Consider the following 17466-nt stretch of genomic DNA (forward strand, 5'->3'; position numbering starts at 1 on the left):
GCCCATCCGTATGACAGGCGTTACCCTCGGGTCTTTCGCGACAGGCTGGCGCTGGTTACCGCCAGAATCGACAGTACAATCAGTGCCAGTGCCGGGGCGACCACCGCCCAGGGAGCACGTTCGATATAAGGCATCCCTTCTGCCAGCACAATTCCCCAGTCGGCCGCCGGTGGTTGTGGCCCAAGGCCGAGAAAGCCCAGGCCTGCCAGCGCCAGCGCGTTGCCCGGCAGCCTTAGCATTGCATGGCGTAACAGCGGCGCAATCATCGGCGGCAGCACATAGCGGCATGCCCGGCGCAGCGGGCCAACCCCCAGCACCGGTAACATACGCACATGCGGCTGGGCGTTAATTTCGGCTACCAGCGCGGCGGTATGCGCCGCCAGCGGTGCCCAGCTGACGATAATTACGGCGATTACCGCGCCAGCGGCGGTCGGGCCATTGATAGCAGCAATCACCATGCCGGCAATCACCGCAGGGGTGGCATTAGCCACCTCAATCGGTCCAACCATCACGCGTGGAAACAGCCCCACCAGAATTCCAGTCACCAGGCAGCAGAGTGTGACCAGTAGCGCCTGCAAGCAGGTATGTAATGCACCCTGCGCCACGCGCGCCAGAATATCGCGCCCCATGGCATCCGCTCCGAACGGCAGCGACCAGGAGGGAGGTTGCAGCCGCAGCCAGTCTGAGCTGAAAGCGTCGCGCGGCAATCCGGCGGCAATCAGCGCCAGCAACAGTAACAGGCAGCCTGCCGGAACCCACCAGGCGAAGGATTTACCAGAAGATTGTGGTGGGGGAGCAGGCAATGCGCCCGCTTTCAGTGCCGGGCCTAACAATAACCGCTGTAACAGATTTGCTGTCAGACCGGCAGCACTACCCAGCAGCAGCAGAATCAGCATGCCGGTTTGTAGTGCGGGCAAATCGCTGGCGGCCGCCGCGCCAAGCGTGGCGCGACCTAAGCCGGGAATGGCAAACACTTTTTCTACCGCAATCGCACCGCCAGTCAGGCCAATTAATACCATCGCCAGCTGCGGCAGCATCGCGGGCAGGGTGCGCTTGATCGCTGCCAGCGCCAGGCTACGAGCCGGAATACCGGCAGTTTGCCAGCTCAGTACCCACTTTTCCTGGAAACTGGCGCTCAGCGCATCAGAAAACAGCCGTCCCAGCAGACCACCAGCCGGAATACCCAGCGCCAGTGCCGGCAGAACTGCCGAGTGCCAGCCGCTCCAGCCAAACGGAGGAAACCAGCCGAGCCAGACGGAACCCACCAGCAATAATAGCGCCGCCAGCAGAAATTCCGGTAACGCGGTCAGCGCCGCCGCCACGGTACCGGAGGGACGGCGTGCTACCCCAGCCAGCCCGGCGCGCATTACCGGCAGGCAGATCAGCGCCAGCAGCAGCAATGCCACCAGTAGCGCACAGCCCATTAACGTCAGTGAGACCGCCGTGGCCTGCAACATACCCGGCAGCACCGGCATGCCGGATATCCACGAGTTACCGGCATCACCCTGCAGCAAATTCTGCAACCAGTGCCACAGCAGTGCATCTGGTCCCAGATGCAGTCCCAGCGAGTGGCGAATAGCTTCCAGTGCTTCCGGCGTCGCTTCCTGATCGCCGGAGCGGGCGCGCAGTAGTGCCAGAGCAGGATCGCCCCCCGCCAGCCACGGCAAAATGCCAACCAGAATCACCATCGCGCTCAGGGTAATCAGGCGCGAGAGCAGTGGCAGCAGGGCAGAAAGAGAGCGCATTATCGCTCCAGGTGGGTCTGGCTGGTGATCACACGGCGCTCGCGCGGATCGCGTTCGGCATCACGCACCGCCGGGCTTTCTCCCTGGATTACGCGTTCATGTAACATCGGTATCGCCGCATTGCTGGCAAGAATCAGATTTTCTGCGGCCATAATGGCCTTGCGGCGTAATTCACCTGCGGGGATCGCGGCGGCCTGTTGCAGTGCCTTATCGATTGCGGGCTGACACAGTTGAGCAATGTTAAATGAACCTTTGCAGGCAAAGTCGCTGTACATATAGGCCACCGGATCGCCTGAATCGAGCACCGTGGCGCGTGACAGAATAAAGGCGTCGAATTTACCCGCCAGCGCATCGGCTTCGATATGCGCATACTCGCGCACTACCTGCTTAACCTGGAAACCGGCAGCGGTTAATTGCTGCGCCAGATAGACCGCCACTTCCGGCAGCTCTGCGCGGTCGCTGAAAGTCGCCAGCGTGATCACCTGGCCATCAGGTTTAGCGGCGGCGACCGGATTCGCGACCGGCTGACGCAGTTGCGCTGCCCACGGCAGCGCTGGTCCTAATAGGCCTTCCGCGATATCCGCACGCTTTTCATAGACATTATCTACCAGCTGCTGACGATTAATCGCATCACGCACCGCTGCCCGCAACGCCGCATCACGGAAGACGCCGTGCTGACTGTTAAGGTATAGCGTATTGGTGCGTGGCATTGGCACTTCGTGGATTTGCTCAGGTTTCAGCAGGGCGGCCTGGGATACTGGTACCGCTTCCACAATATCCGCGCTGCCGGTACGCAGCGCCGCTGCGCGGGCCGCGCCATCCGGTACGAAGCTGACATCTATGCCGCTGGATCGCGCTTTCTCGCCCCAGTAATTATCAAAGCGATCTAAGCTGGCGCTGCTGGTGCCGGTGACCTTGCGCAGAATAAATGGTCCGCTGCCGCTGCCCAGCGGATTGACCACGCCATTGGCTCCATAGGCTTTAGCGGCAAGAATCGCCAGTTGCGGACTGGAGAGGCGTTGAGGAAGCAGCGGATCGGGATCGGCACTGGTGACCACCACCGCGCCATCGCCGTCGGCGACAATATCCAGCGTCACGCCATCAAGAATACGCGGCTTCGGTGCCGCGTGGGTAGCAACCGTCAGTGACCGGACTACGGCTTCTGAGGTCAGCAGACTGCCATCGTGAAAATGAACGTTATCGCGTAATTCAAAGCGCCAGCGCCGATCGTCGAGTTGTTGCCAGCGGGTGGCCAGCGCGGGTTTGGCTTCGCCCAGCGCATCAAGCGTGACCAGCGTTTCCGCCGTCTGCCAGCGCGACAGCTTAAAGGCGTCATCGCTGAGCGGCGTCAGGCCGGAACGCGGCGGTTGTAACATTGCCAGACGAATGCGTGACTCGTCCGGCTGGGCTTCCTGTTCGTTAAAGCAACCGCTAAGCAGTAAGCTGGTACTCAGCAGCCAAAAAATGCGAGCTTTCATTAACCAGATATCCTTTATTATTGTAAACAGACCAGAGGAGGTAAACGGGGAATGGCGTTCAGCAACTGCTGCGATGCCGGATGTTGTGGATTACTCAGTAACTGTTGCGTCGGCGCATCCTCAACGATTTCGCCGTTGTGCATCACCAGTACCCGATGACAAAGCGCAGCAACCGACGACAGATCGTGGGAAACCACCAGTAAGCCCATGTCATTTTGATCGGCAAGATCCGCCAGCAGCTGACCGATCTGCTGTCTTAATGGCAGGTCGAGCCCGCTGAGTGGTTCGTCAGCCAGCAGAAAGCGTGGCCGCAGCGCAATGGCGCGGGCTATCGCCACTCGCTGCGCCTGGCCGCCGGATAAGCTGGCACAGCGCTGGTTCAGCAGATGACGATCGAGCCTGACTTGCTGCAGCGCCTGCTCCAGCTGAGGGATATTGGGTTTGCTGTTGGTTAACTGGCGCAGCGGTTCGGCCAGTGCATCAGCCACGTTACGTCGCGGATCGAGCGTGGTCGCCGGATCCTGCGCGATATATTGCACCTGCTGGCGATAACCGCGTAAAGCGCGTACCGAGGCGGGACGAATTAACTGGCCCTGACACCACACCGTGCCTTCGCTGGCGGGCAGCAATGCCAGCATCAGTTTCAGCAGGGTAGATTTGCCACAGCCGGACGAGCCAATCAGCGCCACACGCTCGCCAGCGTGCAGTTGCAGCGAGATGTTTGAAACCAGGGCGTGGCGCAGCCCGGCAGGCTGATAGCTGAGCTGGCGTGTTTCAAGAAACGCGGCCGACGACATCAGGCAATCCCCTGGAGTGACGGTTGTTGGCGCACAAAGCTTTGTTCAGCATGGCGTGCTGCCGCCACTAATCGCTGGCTGGCCGGATGCCGTGGCTGCGTCAGTAACTGCTTTATGCTGCTGTTCTCGACAATATGGCCCTGTTCCATTACCAGAGCCTGGCGGCTGAGCTGTGCGGCCAGCACAATATCATGGGTGATAAACAGCAGTGCAGGAGCATCCGGCCGCTGTAGCAGGCGCTGAAATGCGGCAACGACCGTTTGCTGAGTGACGACATCAAGGGCGCTGGTGGGTTCATCGGCGACGATCAGCGGACTTTGACTGGCCAGCGCCAGCGCAATGCAGACGCGCTGGCGCTGGCCACCGGATAATTCTGCCGGGTAGCTACTCAACACTTTTATGCTGTCGTTAAAACCCATATCTTCCAGCAGTGCGGCAGCAGCCTGTTGAGCATCATGGCGAGACAGTGACTGACGTGCGCGCAACACCAATTGTAACTGTTTACCGATAGTGACCAGCGGATTGAGCGCGCTGGCTGAATCCTGAAAAATCATCGCGGCGCGGGTGCTGACAGAGCGCTGTGCTGGCGGACAGCCCAGCACCGATTGCCCGGCAATCTGCAAGCCACCGCCTAAACTGGCGGCGGCGGGCAGTGCGCCGACAATCGCACTGGCGGTCAGTGATTTGCCACAGCCCGACTCTCCCAACAGGCAGACGCACTCGCCCCGCCGCAGGGTGAAACTGACGCCATGCAGTTTTTGCTGTCGTGACAGCATTAAATCGAGATTAATCAGTTGCAGCACCGTGTCAGGTGCCTGAGATACAGAAGTCAGCATGGCATCGCGAAAAAAAGTGAGCTTGTTATGTGATAACATAACAAATTATAACGGGGTGATGCAAAGTGAGTTTCACTGTTTACCCGTTAATTAAAAAATCTTATTCCCGCTGCTCATCCATGATTTGCGCCAACACATTGCGGTAGCCCTGCAACATCGCCTCATCTACTTCACGCTCCAGCCGACCGATGACGCTGGCAATAATCGCCTTACTGGTCGCTGGCTTACCGGCCTGCATCAGCTCGGTCATTATAGCGGCCAGGAGTTCGGCTTCGCGCGGAGCATGCCATGCCGGACTGTTAAAATATTCGGTAATCTCACGGCCTGCGCCGTATGAAACAGCTCGCATGATAAACCTCCGAAACAGCGGCATCGGTCACCCATCGGTCACCCGATGAGAGGATAGAGAAAGCGTATGAGTGCGATCACGGGTCACCAGAACAGTTGACCCGCCACTTGCCTGAAGCTAAACAGGTGGGGATTTTTTAACCATAGCTGGCGGCGATAAAAATGTCAGCCGCCAGCTGAAATATTTTTTCACATTATACGTGCGGATTATGCGTGCGGATAAGTACTGATAACCTCCAGCACGCCATTAATAATAAATTGCACCCCCATGCAGACCAGCAGGAATCCCATCAGACGTGAAATGGCTTCAATGCCGCCTTTACCTACCACCCGCATAATTGCGCCGGAACTGCGCAGGCTGATCCATAAAATTACGCTGACGGTAAAGAAAGTGAGTACCGGTGCGACCATCACGACCCATGGCGAAAATTCGACGCCGTTACGGATGGTTGATGCGGTGCTGATAATCATCGCAATGGTACCAGGGCCGGCGGTGCTGGGCATTGCCAGCGGCACAAAGGCAATATTTACCGCTTTGCGTTCGCTCATTTCATCCTGTTTATGCTCCGCTTCAACCGACTGTCCGGCCGGTTTTTGCGGAAACAGCATGCGAAAACCGATAAAAGCAACAATCAGGCCACCCGCCATCCTTAAGCCGGGTATCGAGATGCCAAAGGTGTCCATTACGACGTTTCCGGCATAAAAAGCCACGGTCATAATGATAAAGACATAGATTGATGCGTCGCGCGATTGCTTGTTGCGCTCGTTAAAATTCATATCGCCCGCAAGGCCTAAAAACAGAGCGACGGTAGTTAACGGGTTCGCCAGCGGCAGAATCACTACCAACCCGAGGCCAACCGCTTTAAACAGTTCCAGCATGCTGTCATCCCTTAAAAAAGTGAGGTTCTGTCGCCTGAGTAAGACGCCTTATCCGCAGCATTATTATAACTACAAGGTTTAAAATCCAGCCTGAATCGGGATTTAACTCACTATTATGCTGTCCTGCTAAAATAAACCTTGCATCTCAATACGCCATATGAGTAAATGCATCGTCGGTTTGTTAAGCAGAGCCGAATATGCGAGCAGTTTTAGTAAAGCAGTCTTCAGTTCAAGCGTTATCTTAGATATCTCTTCTTCCTGACTCCTTCCTGAGTGCCTCATAAATTCTGTGGACAAACCATTTCGCCCTATGTGGCTTGTAATTGAATGAAGGATAGACAAATGTCTAACAAAATGACTGGTTTAGTAAAATGGTTCAACGCTGAGAAAGGTTTCGGTTTTATTTCTCCAACCGACGGCAGCAAAGACGTTTTCGTACACTTCTCTGCGATCCAGAACAACGGCTTTAAGACCCTCGAAGAAGGTCAGAAAGTTGAGTTCTCTATCGAGAATGGCCAGAAAGGCCCAGCAGCTGCTAACGTAACTGCTATCTAAGCGAATTCTCGCGACCTGAAATTGAGGCTTAGCGCCTTAAGCACTGGTCACGAAACGCTAAAAAAACCCGCCTTGTGCGGGTTTTTGCGTTTCTGGTGATTGAGCCTGCCTTAATGGTCACGCTCTGAGACGCCTGCTGACCTGCTGTTTGCAGCCTTATGACACTGTTTTGACAGGAAATTGTTAAGCGTAGTTACTCGAGGTTAATAGCGCCCTGATGCAGATTATTCCCCATTGTCGGGCATGGCTGCACCGCATAAACTCAGCCGAAATTGTCACATTAAGGTAAGGTTTATGAGTCGTATTATTAAGGCAGTCACCATGGTAATGCTGGTCAGCGCACTGAGCGGATGTCTGTTCCCGCCTCCAGGCGGCGGCGGTGGTTGGGGAGGCGGTGGTCATGGACATGGCGGTGGCCCGCGCGGTGGTTTTATGGAAGGCCCACGTTAAGTCAGAAATCCCCTTTTGCACCGAGAAGGGGACAATTTTATTTTGACCATTCAATCAAAAATAATGTTTAGCCAAATCTGACCATACTATTTTTTTTGGATATAATTCATTTGATTATTATTGTAACAGCAATCGAAACGTTTCTCTCTCTTCGTAGATTATTCCCAGTTGCTAAGCTGTAAAATTATAGATAAAACTGCTACCAATTTATTTATCTCAATGTTAACGTTCAGCTTTAAATCGCTGAGACATTAGCATGAAAAACCTTATTGCTGAATTATTGATAAAGCTCGCTGCAAAAGAAGAAGAATCTAAAGAGTTAACGGCACAGGTTGAAGCACTGGAAATTGTGGTGACGGCACTGCTGCGTAAAATGGAAGAGTCCCAGCGCCAGGAGCTCAACGAGGGAATCAAGGTCGCAATAGTCAAAGCGGCGGAAGATGCCGCAACCAGCCCTGAAGACGCCGCCCTGCTGGAGGGCTTTATTCAACGACTGTTAACCCATCCGCGTTATTAAGCCATATTAAAAGCCGGTGTAAACGTTTACCCTCCCGCTGGCATCTTAGTTATCGAATGCTGAACTGCTGGCCAGTGATAAATTTGTTATCAGATCGCTCGCTGAAATCCTGATTGCTGCCAGACTGATAATTAATGCTAAGGCATTTTCTCAGCAGTTATTTATTAACTAAAAGGATCGGGTATGAAAGTTCAGGTGCTGATGATAACCCTAACCTGCATTATGGCGTCAGGTTATGCTGGTGCAGTAGAAAAAACGCCACAGCAGCAAAAAATGACCTTGTGTAATCAGCAGGCCAGTAGTCAGGAGTTAAAAGGTGATGCCCGTAAACAGTTTATGAGCAAATGCCTGCGTAAAGACCATGAGATAAGTGGGATGACGCCGCAGCAAATGAGGATGAAAACCTGCAATGCACAGGCTGGTGAAAAGGCCCTGAAGGGCGATGAACGAAAAACCTTTATGAGCGGTTGCCTGAAGAAAAGCTAAAATATTAACGTGGGCCTGAAGGTCCACGCTATTTCAGTCTCTCAGGATACTTAGGCCTGAAACGTCACACCGGAATTGCCGGTCTGACTGACGAGGTGGCAATGACCTTACCCGTTGCAACTTTATTAAAAGTTGACGCGCGACGTTCGGGACTGCGTTTTGCCCGCCGCGTCTATCTGCCCCGTATCGTCGGGCTGGGATTTGGTTTTATTCTTGTCATGTGGTCGTTGGGCGACAACCCCTCCAACTGGTTGATAAGCTTGTTGTTTGTCAATGGCTTTATCTGGCCACATCTGGCTTACTGGTTAGCCATTCATGCGAAAGATCCGATGCGCAGTGAGCGGCGAAATCTGCTGCTGGACGCCGCATTCGGCGGTTTCTGGATTGCGTTAATGGGGCTGAATGCGCTGCCTTCCACCCTACTTGCCGCGATGATGGGCATGAACAATATTGCCGCCGGTGGCGCGAAATTCTTTTTTCGTGGTTTTATACTGCAACTGATGGTGATCGCCGTGACGCTGTTACTGGTGCAACCGACAATTAATTTTGCCACCTCGCCACAACAGATGTATATCTGTTTGCCGATGCTGTTTATTTACCCTGTATTTCTCGGCCAGGTGACTTATAGCATGGCAATAAAGCTGGCGCAGCACAAACGTAAGCTGATGGAAATGAGTATCCACGATGGAATGACCGGAGTTTTTAATCGTCGTTACTGGGAACATTTGCTGCACAATGAATATGACAACTGTCAGCGCTATCAACACATTGCCACGTTACTACTTATTGATCTCGACCATTTTAAAACTATTAACGATACCTGGGGACACGACCTGGGTGATGAAGCACTGATGCGGGTGACGGAAGAGTTGCGCCTAAGGCTTCGCACCAGCGATATTATCGGTCGCTTTGGTGGCGATGAATTTGCCGTGATTATGCCAGGCACCTCTTCGGCAAAGGCGATTCAGGCCATTAGTCGGGTGCGGGATAATTTGCACCTGGCAGGAAAGGGTCAGGCACCGGCAATGACAATCCATATCAGCGTTGGCGTAGCTGAATACAGCGAGCATATGAAAAACTATCATGACTGGATTAAGGCGGCGGACGTAGCGTTATACCGGGCAAAAAAGGCCGGGCGTAGCCGCACCGAAGTGGCGGATCGATAGCAATTATCGCCGGTATTTATTGATGCCTAACAATCCTGTTATATAGCCGTTCCGCCGTCCTGCGCGTCAGGATAAATTTTGCCGGTTAATATTTGCTTAAATATTTTAAAATACCGCTAAACAATCAGTTAGCCAGCATTTCCCCTTCGCTTTACTTCACGCGTTGCCATCTTCGCTTAGCCTGCCAGGCTTAATATTCACAATAACTATATGGGTATGCCACTGGCCGGTTTTGCCATTGCGCAACACCAATCAATGCAAGGGAGTCATGTCGTGGGTTATCAGAATGTAATGGTATTGCAGGATCTTCCAGAGATGAAGCCGGTTAAAGCCCCGGTAGGGGAAACCGATGTGTTATTGATCCGTCATGGTGATTCAGTCCATGCGTATCAGGCAACATGCCCTCATGCCGGAGCCCCGCTGGAACAAGGTGCAATCTGCGATGGCAAGCTGATTTGCCCGTGGCATAAGGCAGCGTTCAATCTTGATGACGGCAGCCTGGCAGAGCCGCTGGCGCTGAGTCATTTGCCGCAGTACCCACTGCGGATTGAAAATGGCATGGTGCAGGTTAAGCCTGAGCCGCTGCCGGCACGGCAACCCCAATCTGGCAGTCCTTCATCGGCGGTTTTTGTCATTGTGGGGAGTGGGGCGGCGGGCAGTGCGGCAGCGTGGACGCTACGCGATCAAGGTTTTGCTGGCAAACTGATACTGGTCGATCGCGAGCGAGAAGCGCCCTACGATCGCACTGCACTCAGTAAATTTGTTGCTGCCGGAGAGATGAAAATCAGTGAAGTGCCTGCGCCGGTCGATGACGCATTTTTGCAGCAGGTCGAGCGCTATTATGGTGATGTTGAGCGGCTCGACAGCCGTCAGCAAAATCTGCATTTTGCTGATGGTTCGACGCTGCATTTCGATAAATTACTGATTGCCAGCGGAGGCGTACCCCAGCGTCCCGAGATACCCGGTAAGGCACTGTTTGGTGTGCATCTGTTGCGCAGTATTGAGCAAGCCGACAGTTTGTTGCGGGAAGTGGATGAAAAGCAAAAGCTGGTAATTATCGGCAACAGTTTTATTGGTATGGAGCTGGCATCGGCGCTGCGAGCGCGTGGGATCGAAGTGCAGGTGATCGCCCGCGATGCGCTGCCGTTTAAAAAGCAGTTTGGCTCAAAGATTGCCGGCTTCTTCCGTCAACTGCATGAAGGGCAGGGTGTGCGCTTTATTGAGGGTGAGGTTGCCGCACTGCAGGGTGAACGGCAGGTTTGCGGCGTGGAACTGAAAAGTGGTGAAGTGGTGCCTGCGGATGTCGTGCTGCTGGCCACTGGTGTAGCGCCCGCCACCGGATTTATCCATGATATCGAATTGCTGGATGATGGCAGCCTGCCAACCAATCAACAGTTGCAGCTGAGTGAAAATATCTGGGCGGTAGGTGATATTGCCAGTTATCCGGTCGCGAAGGGCTATCAGCGCATCGAACACTATCGGGTGGCACAGCAGCAAGGTCGTTTGGCGGCAAAGAACATGCTGGGTGCGACACAGGTTTTTGACCGGGTGCCGTTTTTCTGGACCGCGCATTTTGGCACTCGCTATGAATATCTGGGACATGCCAGCGAATGGGATCAGTTCGAGCTGATCGGATCGTTAGACGATCAGAAGTTTATCGGTTTCTATGGTCAGCAAGGAAAGCTGGCAGCGGTGATATCCTGTGGAATGTACACTCTGACGGCTGAGCTGGTGATGCGTATGCAGCAACCGATGACGCTTCAGCAGGCCATTTCACTGGCTAAGCAACGGCAGTAAAGCTTACGGGTCGGGCAGGCCCGACCCGACAACTCAGGATTTTTTACTCAGCGCTTCAGATTTCGCCATACACTGGCTTATCGCTTCGATGACTGCTGAACGGAAGCCTTTCTCTTCCAGCACTTTCACCGCTTCAATGGTGGTGCCGCCTGGTGAACAGACCATATCTTTCAGTTCGGCTGGATGCTTGCCGGTTTCCAGAACCATCTGGGCTGAGCCTTTTACCGCCTGTGCAGCAAATTGATAAGCCTGGGCACGCGGCATGCCGCCGAGTACCGCGGCGTCGGCCATCGCTTCGATAAACATAAATACGTAGGCGGGTGCTGAACCGCTGACGCCAACCACCGAGTGGATCAGATATTCAGCGACAACCGCTGCTTTGCCAAAGCTGTTAAAAATGGCCACGACTTCTTCGGTTTCTTGCTGGGATACCAGCGCATTTGGCGTAACCGAAGTCATACCTTCGTTAACCAGCGCCGGTGTATTAGGCATTACCCGCACAATCTTGCGGTCATGACCAAGCGCCATCGCCAGCGCATCCAGCGTCACTCCGGCGGCAATTGACACCACCAGCGTATCTCTGTTCAGACTGCCGGCCAGGTCCTTCAGGACTTTCAGAATCACGTTTGGCTTTACGGCAGCAAATAAAATATCGGTCTGTTTAGCCACCTCTTCCGCACTCTCTGCGGGCGTGATGCCATACTGCTGCTGCATCGCCTGATTGGTTTCAGGTTTATGGTCGAAGACCCAGATGTTCTCCGGTTGAATCTGTCCACCGGCCACCAGACCGCCAATGATGGCTTTAGACATGTTGCCGCAGCCGATAAAACCTATCTTCTTCTCCAACATCTGCTCCTTAATGCGTTGTGTTTTTCGCCGCCAACTAGCTTACGACATTCTTCACCTTAATCCAGCTTCAGCGATCTTAAAACAATGCCAATCGTGAATGGCGGAGATAAAGCAAGACAACATCCTGTTCTCAGCCTGTGGTTTACAGTGGTTAAGCGTTTTGATCAGATAAAATTTGCCATTCTGGAAAAGAACGGCAAGATCTCCATAGTTCCCCAATCCTGACAGGAAATGTTATGCCAATCTGGGTGGATGCCGATGCGTGTCCAAAAGTGATTAAAGAAGTGTTGTACCGCGCTGCTGAGCGTGCGCAGATCGAGATTACCTTTGTTGCCAATCAGCCGTTAACGGTGCCGCCATCGCGTTTTATTCGCACGTTACGCGTGCCCGCCGGTTTTGATGTGGCGGATAATGAAATCGTCCGGCGCTCGGAGAAAGGCGATTTAGTGATTACCGCCGATATCCCGCTGGCGGCGGAGGTGATGGAAAAAGGTGCCGTGGCACTGAATCCGCGCGGCGAGCGTTACAGCAATGCCACGATACGTGAACGCCTGACGATGCGAGATTTTATGGACACGATGCGTTCCAGTGGCATTCAGACCGGTGGGCCGAGCGCATTAAGCCAAAAGGATCGACAGCAGTTCGCCAACGAACTGGATAAATGGTTGCTGAGAGGCTGACTCAGCCTGCAGATAAAAAATCATCAGGTTTGTCATCTGGCAGGCGTAAATCTGTGGTTACATCTGGCTCACAGAAAAAATTGTCGGTATGATGCGACGCAAAGTTGACCTGTTTTAAGCATTATCGATGGCACTCGTGGTATCGGTAATGCGCCTGAGGATTTGCGCTTTATGTCGTTACCCATCTATTTGATCGGCGCCCGCGGATGCGGAAAAACTACCGTTGGAATGGCACTTTCCCAGGCGCTGGGCTATGCGTTTAGTGATACCGATCACTTTCTACAGCAGAGCACGCAGCGTACGGTTGCCGATATCGTTGCTGCTGAAGGATGGGATGGATTTCGCCAGCGTGAAACACAATCGCTGATGGCTGTGACCGCGCCCTCCACGGTGATTGCTACCGGTGGCGGAATGGTTCTGGCCGAAGCAAATTGTGAGTTTATGCGCAATCACGGCACGGTGGTTTATCTGAATGCCGAAGCGGATGTGCTGGCTGCCCGGCTGGAGGCGTATCCTGAGCAGGAGCAGCGTCCAACCTTAACCGGGCGTCCAATTGCTGACGAGATGGTGGAAGTGCTGTCACAGCGCGACAGGCTCTATCATCAGGCGGCCCATCATGTGATCAATGCGATGCATACGCCTGAGCAAGTTGTCCTCCAGCTGTTGCAAACCTTGTCTCTGGCGCGCGCCAGCTAATCTGTTGTCCGGCAGGCGACGCCCTCGTCGTCTGCTCTCCGCTGTCGTCCTGAAAAATACCTGAAATTGTCTATACTTATCCTTCGGGCAGTAAAAATGTCTGCGACGGGAATCTTTCCCAGGATTTAGCGGATAGTATTCATCGACAATAAGAGGGAAGACTTTTATGGCGACAAGACCTCCATATCCACGTGAAGCGCGAATTGAAACGGTAGAGAAAGGTGCGCCCGGCAAAACCGTCACCTGGTATCAGCTGCGCGCCGATCACCCTCATGCCAATACCTTGATCAGCGAACATGAAACTGAACAGGAAGCGCTGGACGCCAGAGAACGCTACGAAGATAAAGATAAAGAATAGTTCCAGCGGCAAGGACGCCGACGCTTTTCCTCGCATTTCTCCCCCTGAATCCTGATGCAGTCTGAACCCCATTCGCAGTGATTTGCTGGCTTTTATATGAAAGTCTCATTGAGATCAGAGTCTCATTTAGATGGGCTATGCTCTAAATGAAAGGCGACATTGATGGCTTTATCGCATTGATTACTACTTTGCCGGATTAATTACTAAAGGTTGGGCAAAAGAGGTTGGACGTCAGTCTTACCGGTTTTATCATGGCCGATTATTTAAAAAAATCTGGCGCGATAAAGCAGTCAGAAGCATTTCACCCGGACAGCTTTTATGAAACAGACACTGGTCACGCTGACAATCAGCCATATGCCCCGCAGCGATTTCTTTCCACTGCTACTTGAGCACTTACCGGAGCAGCAGATTACCAGTGTCGCCCTGTTAGATGGCATGACGCTAAGCGATATAAACCAGCAGTTTATGCCGGAAGCTGATGAAAAAACGCTACTGGTCCACTTGCAGGATGGCAGCTCATTGACTTTATCGGCGGCTAAAGTTGAAGCCGGACTGCAAAAGTGTCTGCTGGCGCTGGAACAGCAGGGATATGACACAATTTTATTGTGCTGCCCGGGCAATATTTTCTCGCTTAATACCACCAGCGCGGTATTACTCGAGCCGGATCGCATTATTCCTCCGCTGGTTGAAGCCATCGTTGCCGGGTATCAGGTCGGGATAATGGTGCCGCTATTTGAGCAAATTGAAGAGCAGGCGGGAAAATGGAAAAATCTCAGCAATCCTCCCTGTTTTGCGGTCGCCAGCCCCTGGCAATCTGACGATGAACAACTGATCGATGCGGCGCTGTCACTGCTGGAGCAGGGGGCAGATGTGCTGCTGCTGGACAGTATGGGATACCACCAGCGCCATCGCGACTTCCTGCAAAAACTGCTCGGTATTCCGGTGCTGTTATCGAATACGCTGGTGGCAACGCTGGCGGCTGAACTGTTGATGTAGTCACGCCACTCACCACAGACGAATTTTGCGTGACAGAGGCTGAATCAACGTTCTACACTGTTTTTCCACCCATTTTTAGGTTTCGAGGAAGCAGTATGCTCACCATTAGCGAGTACTTTGACGGAAAAGTGAAATCGATTGCTTTTGACAGTGCCAGTACCGGACGCGCCAGCGTTGGCGTGATGGTCGAAGGTGAATACAATTTTGGCACCGGTCAGGCAGAAGAGATGACGGTGGTCAGTGGTTCACTGAAGGTACTGCTACCGGGTGAAACCGAGTGGAAACTGTATCAGGCGGGTGAGATTTTCAATGTTCCGGCGCACAGCGAGTTCCATCTGCAGGTCGCAGAACCGACCTCGTATCTGTGTCGTTACCTGTAAGATCTCAGGCCGGGAGATCCCCGGCCTTGCTGCCGCGCAGGCGGGTTGTTAACGCTGTGCTTCGCCGCCCAGTGCTTCAACCAGATTACTGACCAGTGCTGCCAGTTCGCTGGTCATCAGAATAAAGTCAGCATCAAAACGCAGAGCAAAATCTTCACGATCGATATCGTCGTTCTGCTCGCGCAGGGTGTCGGAAAACTTCAGGCGTTTCAGCGAGCCGTCATCAGACAATATCAGCTGGATGCGCTCCTGCCAGTCCAGTGCCAGTTTGGTCACCAGCTTGCCGGCTTCGATATGGTTGGCGATTTCGTCGCAAACCAGATCCTGCTTCTTACAACGGATCACGCCACCATCTTCCAGAATCGCTTTCAGCTCGGCTTCATCCATTAATGCAAAACCGGCTGGCAGATCGCCGGAACGCACCCACTCGGTCAGCGTCAGCTCAATCGGGCTTTCCAGCGTCAGCGGCACCACCGGCAGCGAACCGAGGCTTTTACGCAGCAGCGCCAGCGTATCTTCCGCTTTTTTGGCGCTGGCACAGTCAACCATAATCAAATTGTTGACCGTATCGATCCATAAGAAGGTCTGACTGAAACGACTGAAGGCGCGCGGCAGCAGGCTGTGCAACACTTCATCTTTCAGCGAGTCTTTCTCGGTTTTTTTCAGCTTACGCTGTTGTTCAGCTTCAAGCTTTTCAATCTTTGCTTCCAGCGCCTGTTTAATCACCGGCGATGGCAGAATTTTCTCTTCTTTGCGCGCGCAAATCAGGATTTGACCGTTATTCACGTGGGTCAGCGCGTCGCTGCGCGATCCCATCGGCGAAACCCAACCGGTTTTGGCCATATCCTGGCTGCCGCACGGGCTAAAAGAAAACGCATCGAGTTGTTTTTCCATATCGTCAACGGACAGCGGAATGTCACGATTCAGACGATAAACCATCAAATTTTTAAACCACAACATGGTGTTTTCCCTGGCTGGAGCGCGATCGAACGCGCATGTTTCAAAGTCAGCGGGCATGATAGCGAAACATCGCGGCGGTTTCATTGCCTTTCCTGCGCCACCCTTCTAATGTTAGGAGCATTGTGACGAATAATGAGGAATAACAGGTGCGTATAGGCATTGATTTAGGCGGCACTAAAATTGAAGTGATTGCGTTATCTGACCAGGGCGAAGAGCTGTTTCGCCATCGAGTGGCGACTCCGCGTGACGACTACCAACAAACGCTGAATGCGATTGCAACACTGGTAAAACTGGCGGAAGAGAAAACCGGCCAGCAGGGCAGCGTGGGAATCGGAATTCCCGGCACCTTATCGCCCTATACTGGCAAAGTGAAAAATGCCAACTCGACCTGGCTTAATGGGCAGCCGATGGATACCGATCTTGCCGCGCTGCTGCAACGCGAAGTGCGTATCGCCAACGACGCCAACTGTCTGGCGGTTTCAGAAGCGGTCGACGGCGCGGCGGCGGGTAAATCGACGGTATTTGCGGTGATTATCGGCACCGGCTGCGGCGCGGGCGTGGCGTTAAATGGTCAGGCGCACATCGGCGGTAATGGCAACGCAGGCGAATGGGGGCACAACCCACTGCCGTGGATGGATGAAGACGAATTACGCTATCGGCAGCAGGTTCCATGTTACTGCGGCAAGGCCGGCTGTATCGAGACCTTTATTTCCGGCACCGGTTTTGCCACCGATTACCATCGGTTAAGCGGGCAGAAACGTAGCGGAGCAGAGATTATTGAGCTGCTGGGGCAGCAGGATCCGCTGGCAGAGCTGGCGATGAATCGTTATGAGCTACGGCTGGCGAAATCTCTCGGGCAGGTTGTCAATATTCTCGATCCGGATGTCATTGTGCTGGGCGGTGGCATGAGTAATGTAGAGCGCCTGTATCAAACAGTGCCGCTGCTGCTGAAAAACTGGGTGTTCGGTGGCGAGTGTGAAACGCCGGTGCTCAGAGCGCAACATGGTGATTCCAGCGGCGTGCGTGGCGCGGCGTGGCTGTGGCCGCTGTAAGCATTCACTATCAGTCTGGCCGGAAACTCAGCACCACACCTCGGGTAAAATTAGTCGGCGGCGGTGGAAGATCTTTCGCCGTGCCGATAACTTGCCAGGCCTTCAGGCACAGCGGTTCATCACCCTGAGTGCGAATCACGTTATAGCGCTGATGAATGCTGCTGTACTCGATGGTCGCATCGCACTGCTGGCCAGAATAGCGGTCATAATCAAAGAAATTTGCCGTGACCTTTGCATATATCTGCCGGGTATACATGCACATCTCTTTACTCATAGTTTGCGTGCGCGAACAAGCCTGTTCTGCCCCTGTTGGCTGCTTGTCAGCCGGCATCTGACAGGCGCTCAGTAACAACTGACTAAGCGCCATCCCCATTAATACAGTCAATCGTGACATCTCTACCTCTGAACAGCGCGTGGTGCGGCAAAGGCGCCACACTAACG

General features: G+C 53.6%; 21 protein-coding genes. 12 read left to right on the forward strand and 9 right to left on the reverse strand.

Features of this window, described 5'->3' with window-relative positions; translation table 11 throughout:
• Positions 1 to 20 precede the first annotated feature (20 nt).
• The 6 genes from RIN69_RS05310 to RIN69_RS05335 all read right to left on the reverse strand — a co-directional run bounded on the left by RIN69_RS05310 (position 21) and on the right by RIN69_RS05335 (position 6083).
• Positions 21 to 1745, reverse strand: a complete 1725-nt coding sequence (locus RIN69_RS05310; protein ID WP_313856047.1) for an ABC transporter permease subunit — start codon at positions 1743 to 1745, stop codon at positions 21 to 23.
• Positions 1745 to 3223: an ABC transporter substrate-binding protein gene (locus RIN69_RS05315; RefSeq protein ID WP_313856048.1), complete on the reverse strand. Its 1479-nt coding sequence runs from the start codon at positions 3221 to 3223 to the stop codon at positions 1745 to 1747. The genes RIN69_RS05310 and RIN69_RS05315 overlap by 1 nt, the downstream gene beginning before the upstream one ends.
• A 17-nt stretch (positions 3224 to 3240) precedes the next feature.
• Entirely contained in the window at positions 3241 to 4020 is a 780-nt protein-coding gene (locus RIN69_RS05320; protein ID WP_313856049.1) for an ABC transporter ATP-binding protein, read from the reverse strand.
• On the reverse strand, positions 4020 to 4856 hold the full coding sequence (locus RIN69_RS05325) for an ABC transporter ATP-binding protein (protein WP_313856050.1): 837 nt from the start codon (positions 4854 to 4856) through the stop codon (positions 4020 to 4022). Before RIN69_RS05325 ends, RIN69_RS05320 begins: the two co-directional genes overlap by 1 nt.
• Positions 4857 to 4956: 100 nt before the next feature.
• Positions 4957 to 5205, reverse strand: a complete 249-nt coding sequence (locus RIN69_RS05330; RefSeq protein WP_313856052.1) for a biofilm development regulator YmgB/AriR family protein — start codon at positions 5203 to 5205, stop codon at positions 4957 to 4959.
• Between the two features lie 206 nt (positions 5206 to 5411).
• Positions 5412 to 6083 (reverse strand): MarC family NAAT transporter, encoded by a 672-nt coding sequence (locus tag RIN69_RS05335; RefSeq protein ID WP_313856053.1) that lies wholly within the window; start codon positions 6081 to 6083, stop codon positions 5412 to 5414.
• Between the two features lie 342 nt (positions 6084 to 6425).
• Between RIN69_RS05335 and cspE the strand changes: the two genes are divergently transcribed.
• From cspE to RIN69_RS05365, 6 genes are all read left to right on the forward strand, one after another.
• Entirely contained in the window at positions 6426 to 6638 is a 213-nt protein-coding gene (cspE, locus tag RIN69_RS05340; protein WP_052899568.1) for a transcription antiterminator/RNA stability regulator CspE, read from the forward strand.
• A 294-nt stretch (positions 6639 to 6932) separates the two neighbouring features.
• Positions 6933 to 7088 carry a hypothetical protein gene (locus RIN69_RS05345; RefSeq protein ID WP_313856054.1) on the forward strand — a complete coding sequence of 52 codons (156 nt, stop codon included), beginning with the start codon at positions 6933 to 6935 and terminating at the stop codon, positions 7086 to 7088.
• A 256-nt stretch (positions 7089 to 7344) separates the two neighbouring features.
• Positions 7345 to 7605: an anti-adapter protein IraP gene (iraP, locus tag RIN69_RS05350; RefSeq protein WP_313856056.1), complete on the forward strand. Its 261-nt coding sequence runs from the start codon at positions 7345 to 7347 to the stop codon at positions 7603 to 7605.
• Positions 7606 to 7788: 183 nt separating this feature from the next.
• Complete coding sequence (locus RIN69_RS05355; RefSeq protein ID WP_313856058.1) at positions 7789 to 8091, forward strand: PsiF family protein; 303 nt, start codon at positions 7789 to 7791, stop codon at positions 8089 to 8091.
• Between the two features lie 101 nt (positions 8092 to 8192).
• A complete protein-coding gene (adrA, locus tag RIN69_RS05360; protein ID WP_313856059.1) occupies positions 8193 to 9257 on the forward strand; it encodes a diguanylate cyclase AdrA in 1065 nt (354 codons plus the stop codon).
• Positions 9258 to 9530: 273 nt separating this feature from the next.
• Complete coding sequence (locus RIN69_RS05365; RefSeq protein WP_313856060.1) at positions 9531 to 11054, forward strand: FAD-dependent oxidoreductase; 1524 nt, start codon at positions 9531 to 9533, stop codon at positions 11052 to 11054.
• Positions 11055 to 11087: 33 nt separating this feature from the next.
• On the opposite strand, the gene proC is transcribed toward RIN69_RS05365, so the two are convergent.
• On the reverse strand, positions 11088 to 11903 hold the full coding sequence (gene proC / locus RIN69_RS05370; protein ID WP_313856061.1) for a pyrroline-5-carboxylate reductase: 816 nt from the start codon (positions 11901 to 11903) through the stop codon (positions 11088 to 11090).
• 236 nt (positions 11904 to 12139) lie between these two features.
• Between proC and RIN69_RS05375 the strand changes: the two genes are divergently transcribed.
• From RIN69_RS05375 to ppnP, 5 genes are all read left to right on the forward strand, one after another.
• Entirely contained in the window at positions 12140 to 12583 is a 444-nt protein-coding gene (locus RIN69_RS05375) for a YaiI/YqxD family protein (protein ID WP_313856063.1), read from the forward strand.
• Positions 12584 to 12754: 171 nt separating this feature from the next.
• On the forward strand, positions 12755 to 13279 hold the full coding sequence (aroL, locus tag RIN69_RS05380) for a shikimate kinase AroL (protein WP_313856064.1): 525 nt from the start codon (positions 12755 to 12757) through the stop codon (positions 13277 to 13279).
• A 166-nt stretch (positions 13280 to 13445) separates the two neighbouring features.
• Positions 13446 to 13637: a YaiA family protein gene (locus RIN69_RS05385; protein WP_313856065.1), complete on the forward strand. Its 192-nt coding sequence runs from the start codon at positions 13446 to 13448 to the stop codon at positions 13635 to 13637.
• Between the two features lie 318 nt (positions 13638 to 13955).
• Positions 13956 to 14633 carry an AroM family protein gene (locus RIN69_RS05390; protein WP_313856067.1) on the forward strand — a complete coding sequence of 226 codons (678 nt, stop codon included), beginning with the start codon at positions 13956 to 13958 and terminating at the stop codon, positions 14631 to 14633.
• Positions 14634 to 14728: 95 nt separating this feature from the next.
• Entirely contained in the window at positions 14729 to 15013 is a 285-nt protein-coding gene (gene ppnP / locus RIN69_RS05395) for a pyrimidine/purine nucleoside phosphorylase (protein ID WP_313856068.1), read from the forward strand.
• 48 nt (positions 15014 to 15061) lie between these two features.
• Here ppnP and rdgC read toward each other — a convergent pair whose 3' ends face one another.
• Positions 15062 to 15973: a recombination-associated protein RdgC gene (gene rdgC, locus RIN69_RS05400; RefSeq protein ID WP_313856070.1), complete on the reverse strand. Its 912-nt coding sequence runs from the start codon at positions 15971 to 15973 to the stop codon at positions 15062 to 15064.
• Between the two features lie 146 nt (positions 15974 to 16119).
• On the opposite strand from rdgC, the gene mak reads away from it, so the two are divergent.
• Positions 16120 to 17025 carry a fructokinase gene (gene mak / locus RIN69_RS05405; protein ID WP_313856071.1) on the forward strand — a complete coding sequence of 302 codons (906 nt, stop codon included), beginning with the start codon at positions 16120 to 16122 and terminating at the stop codon, positions 17023 to 17025.
• Positions 17026 to 17035: 10 nt separating this feature from the next.
• Here mak and RIN69_RS05410 read toward each other — a convergent pair whose 3' ends face one another.
• Entirely contained in the window at positions 17036 to 17419 is a 384-nt protein-coding gene (locus RIN69_RS05410) for a cell envelope integrity protein TolA (RefSeq protein WP_313856073.1), read from the reverse strand.
• Between the last annotated feature and the right edge of the window lie 47 nt (positions 17420 to 17466).

Origin of the sequence: Winslowiella toletana, from assembly GCF_032164335.1 — a bacterium.
Classification (GTDB): domain Bacteria; phylum Pseudomonadota; class Gammaproteobacteria; order Enterobacterales; family Enterobacteriaceae; genus Erwinia; species Erwinia toletana_A.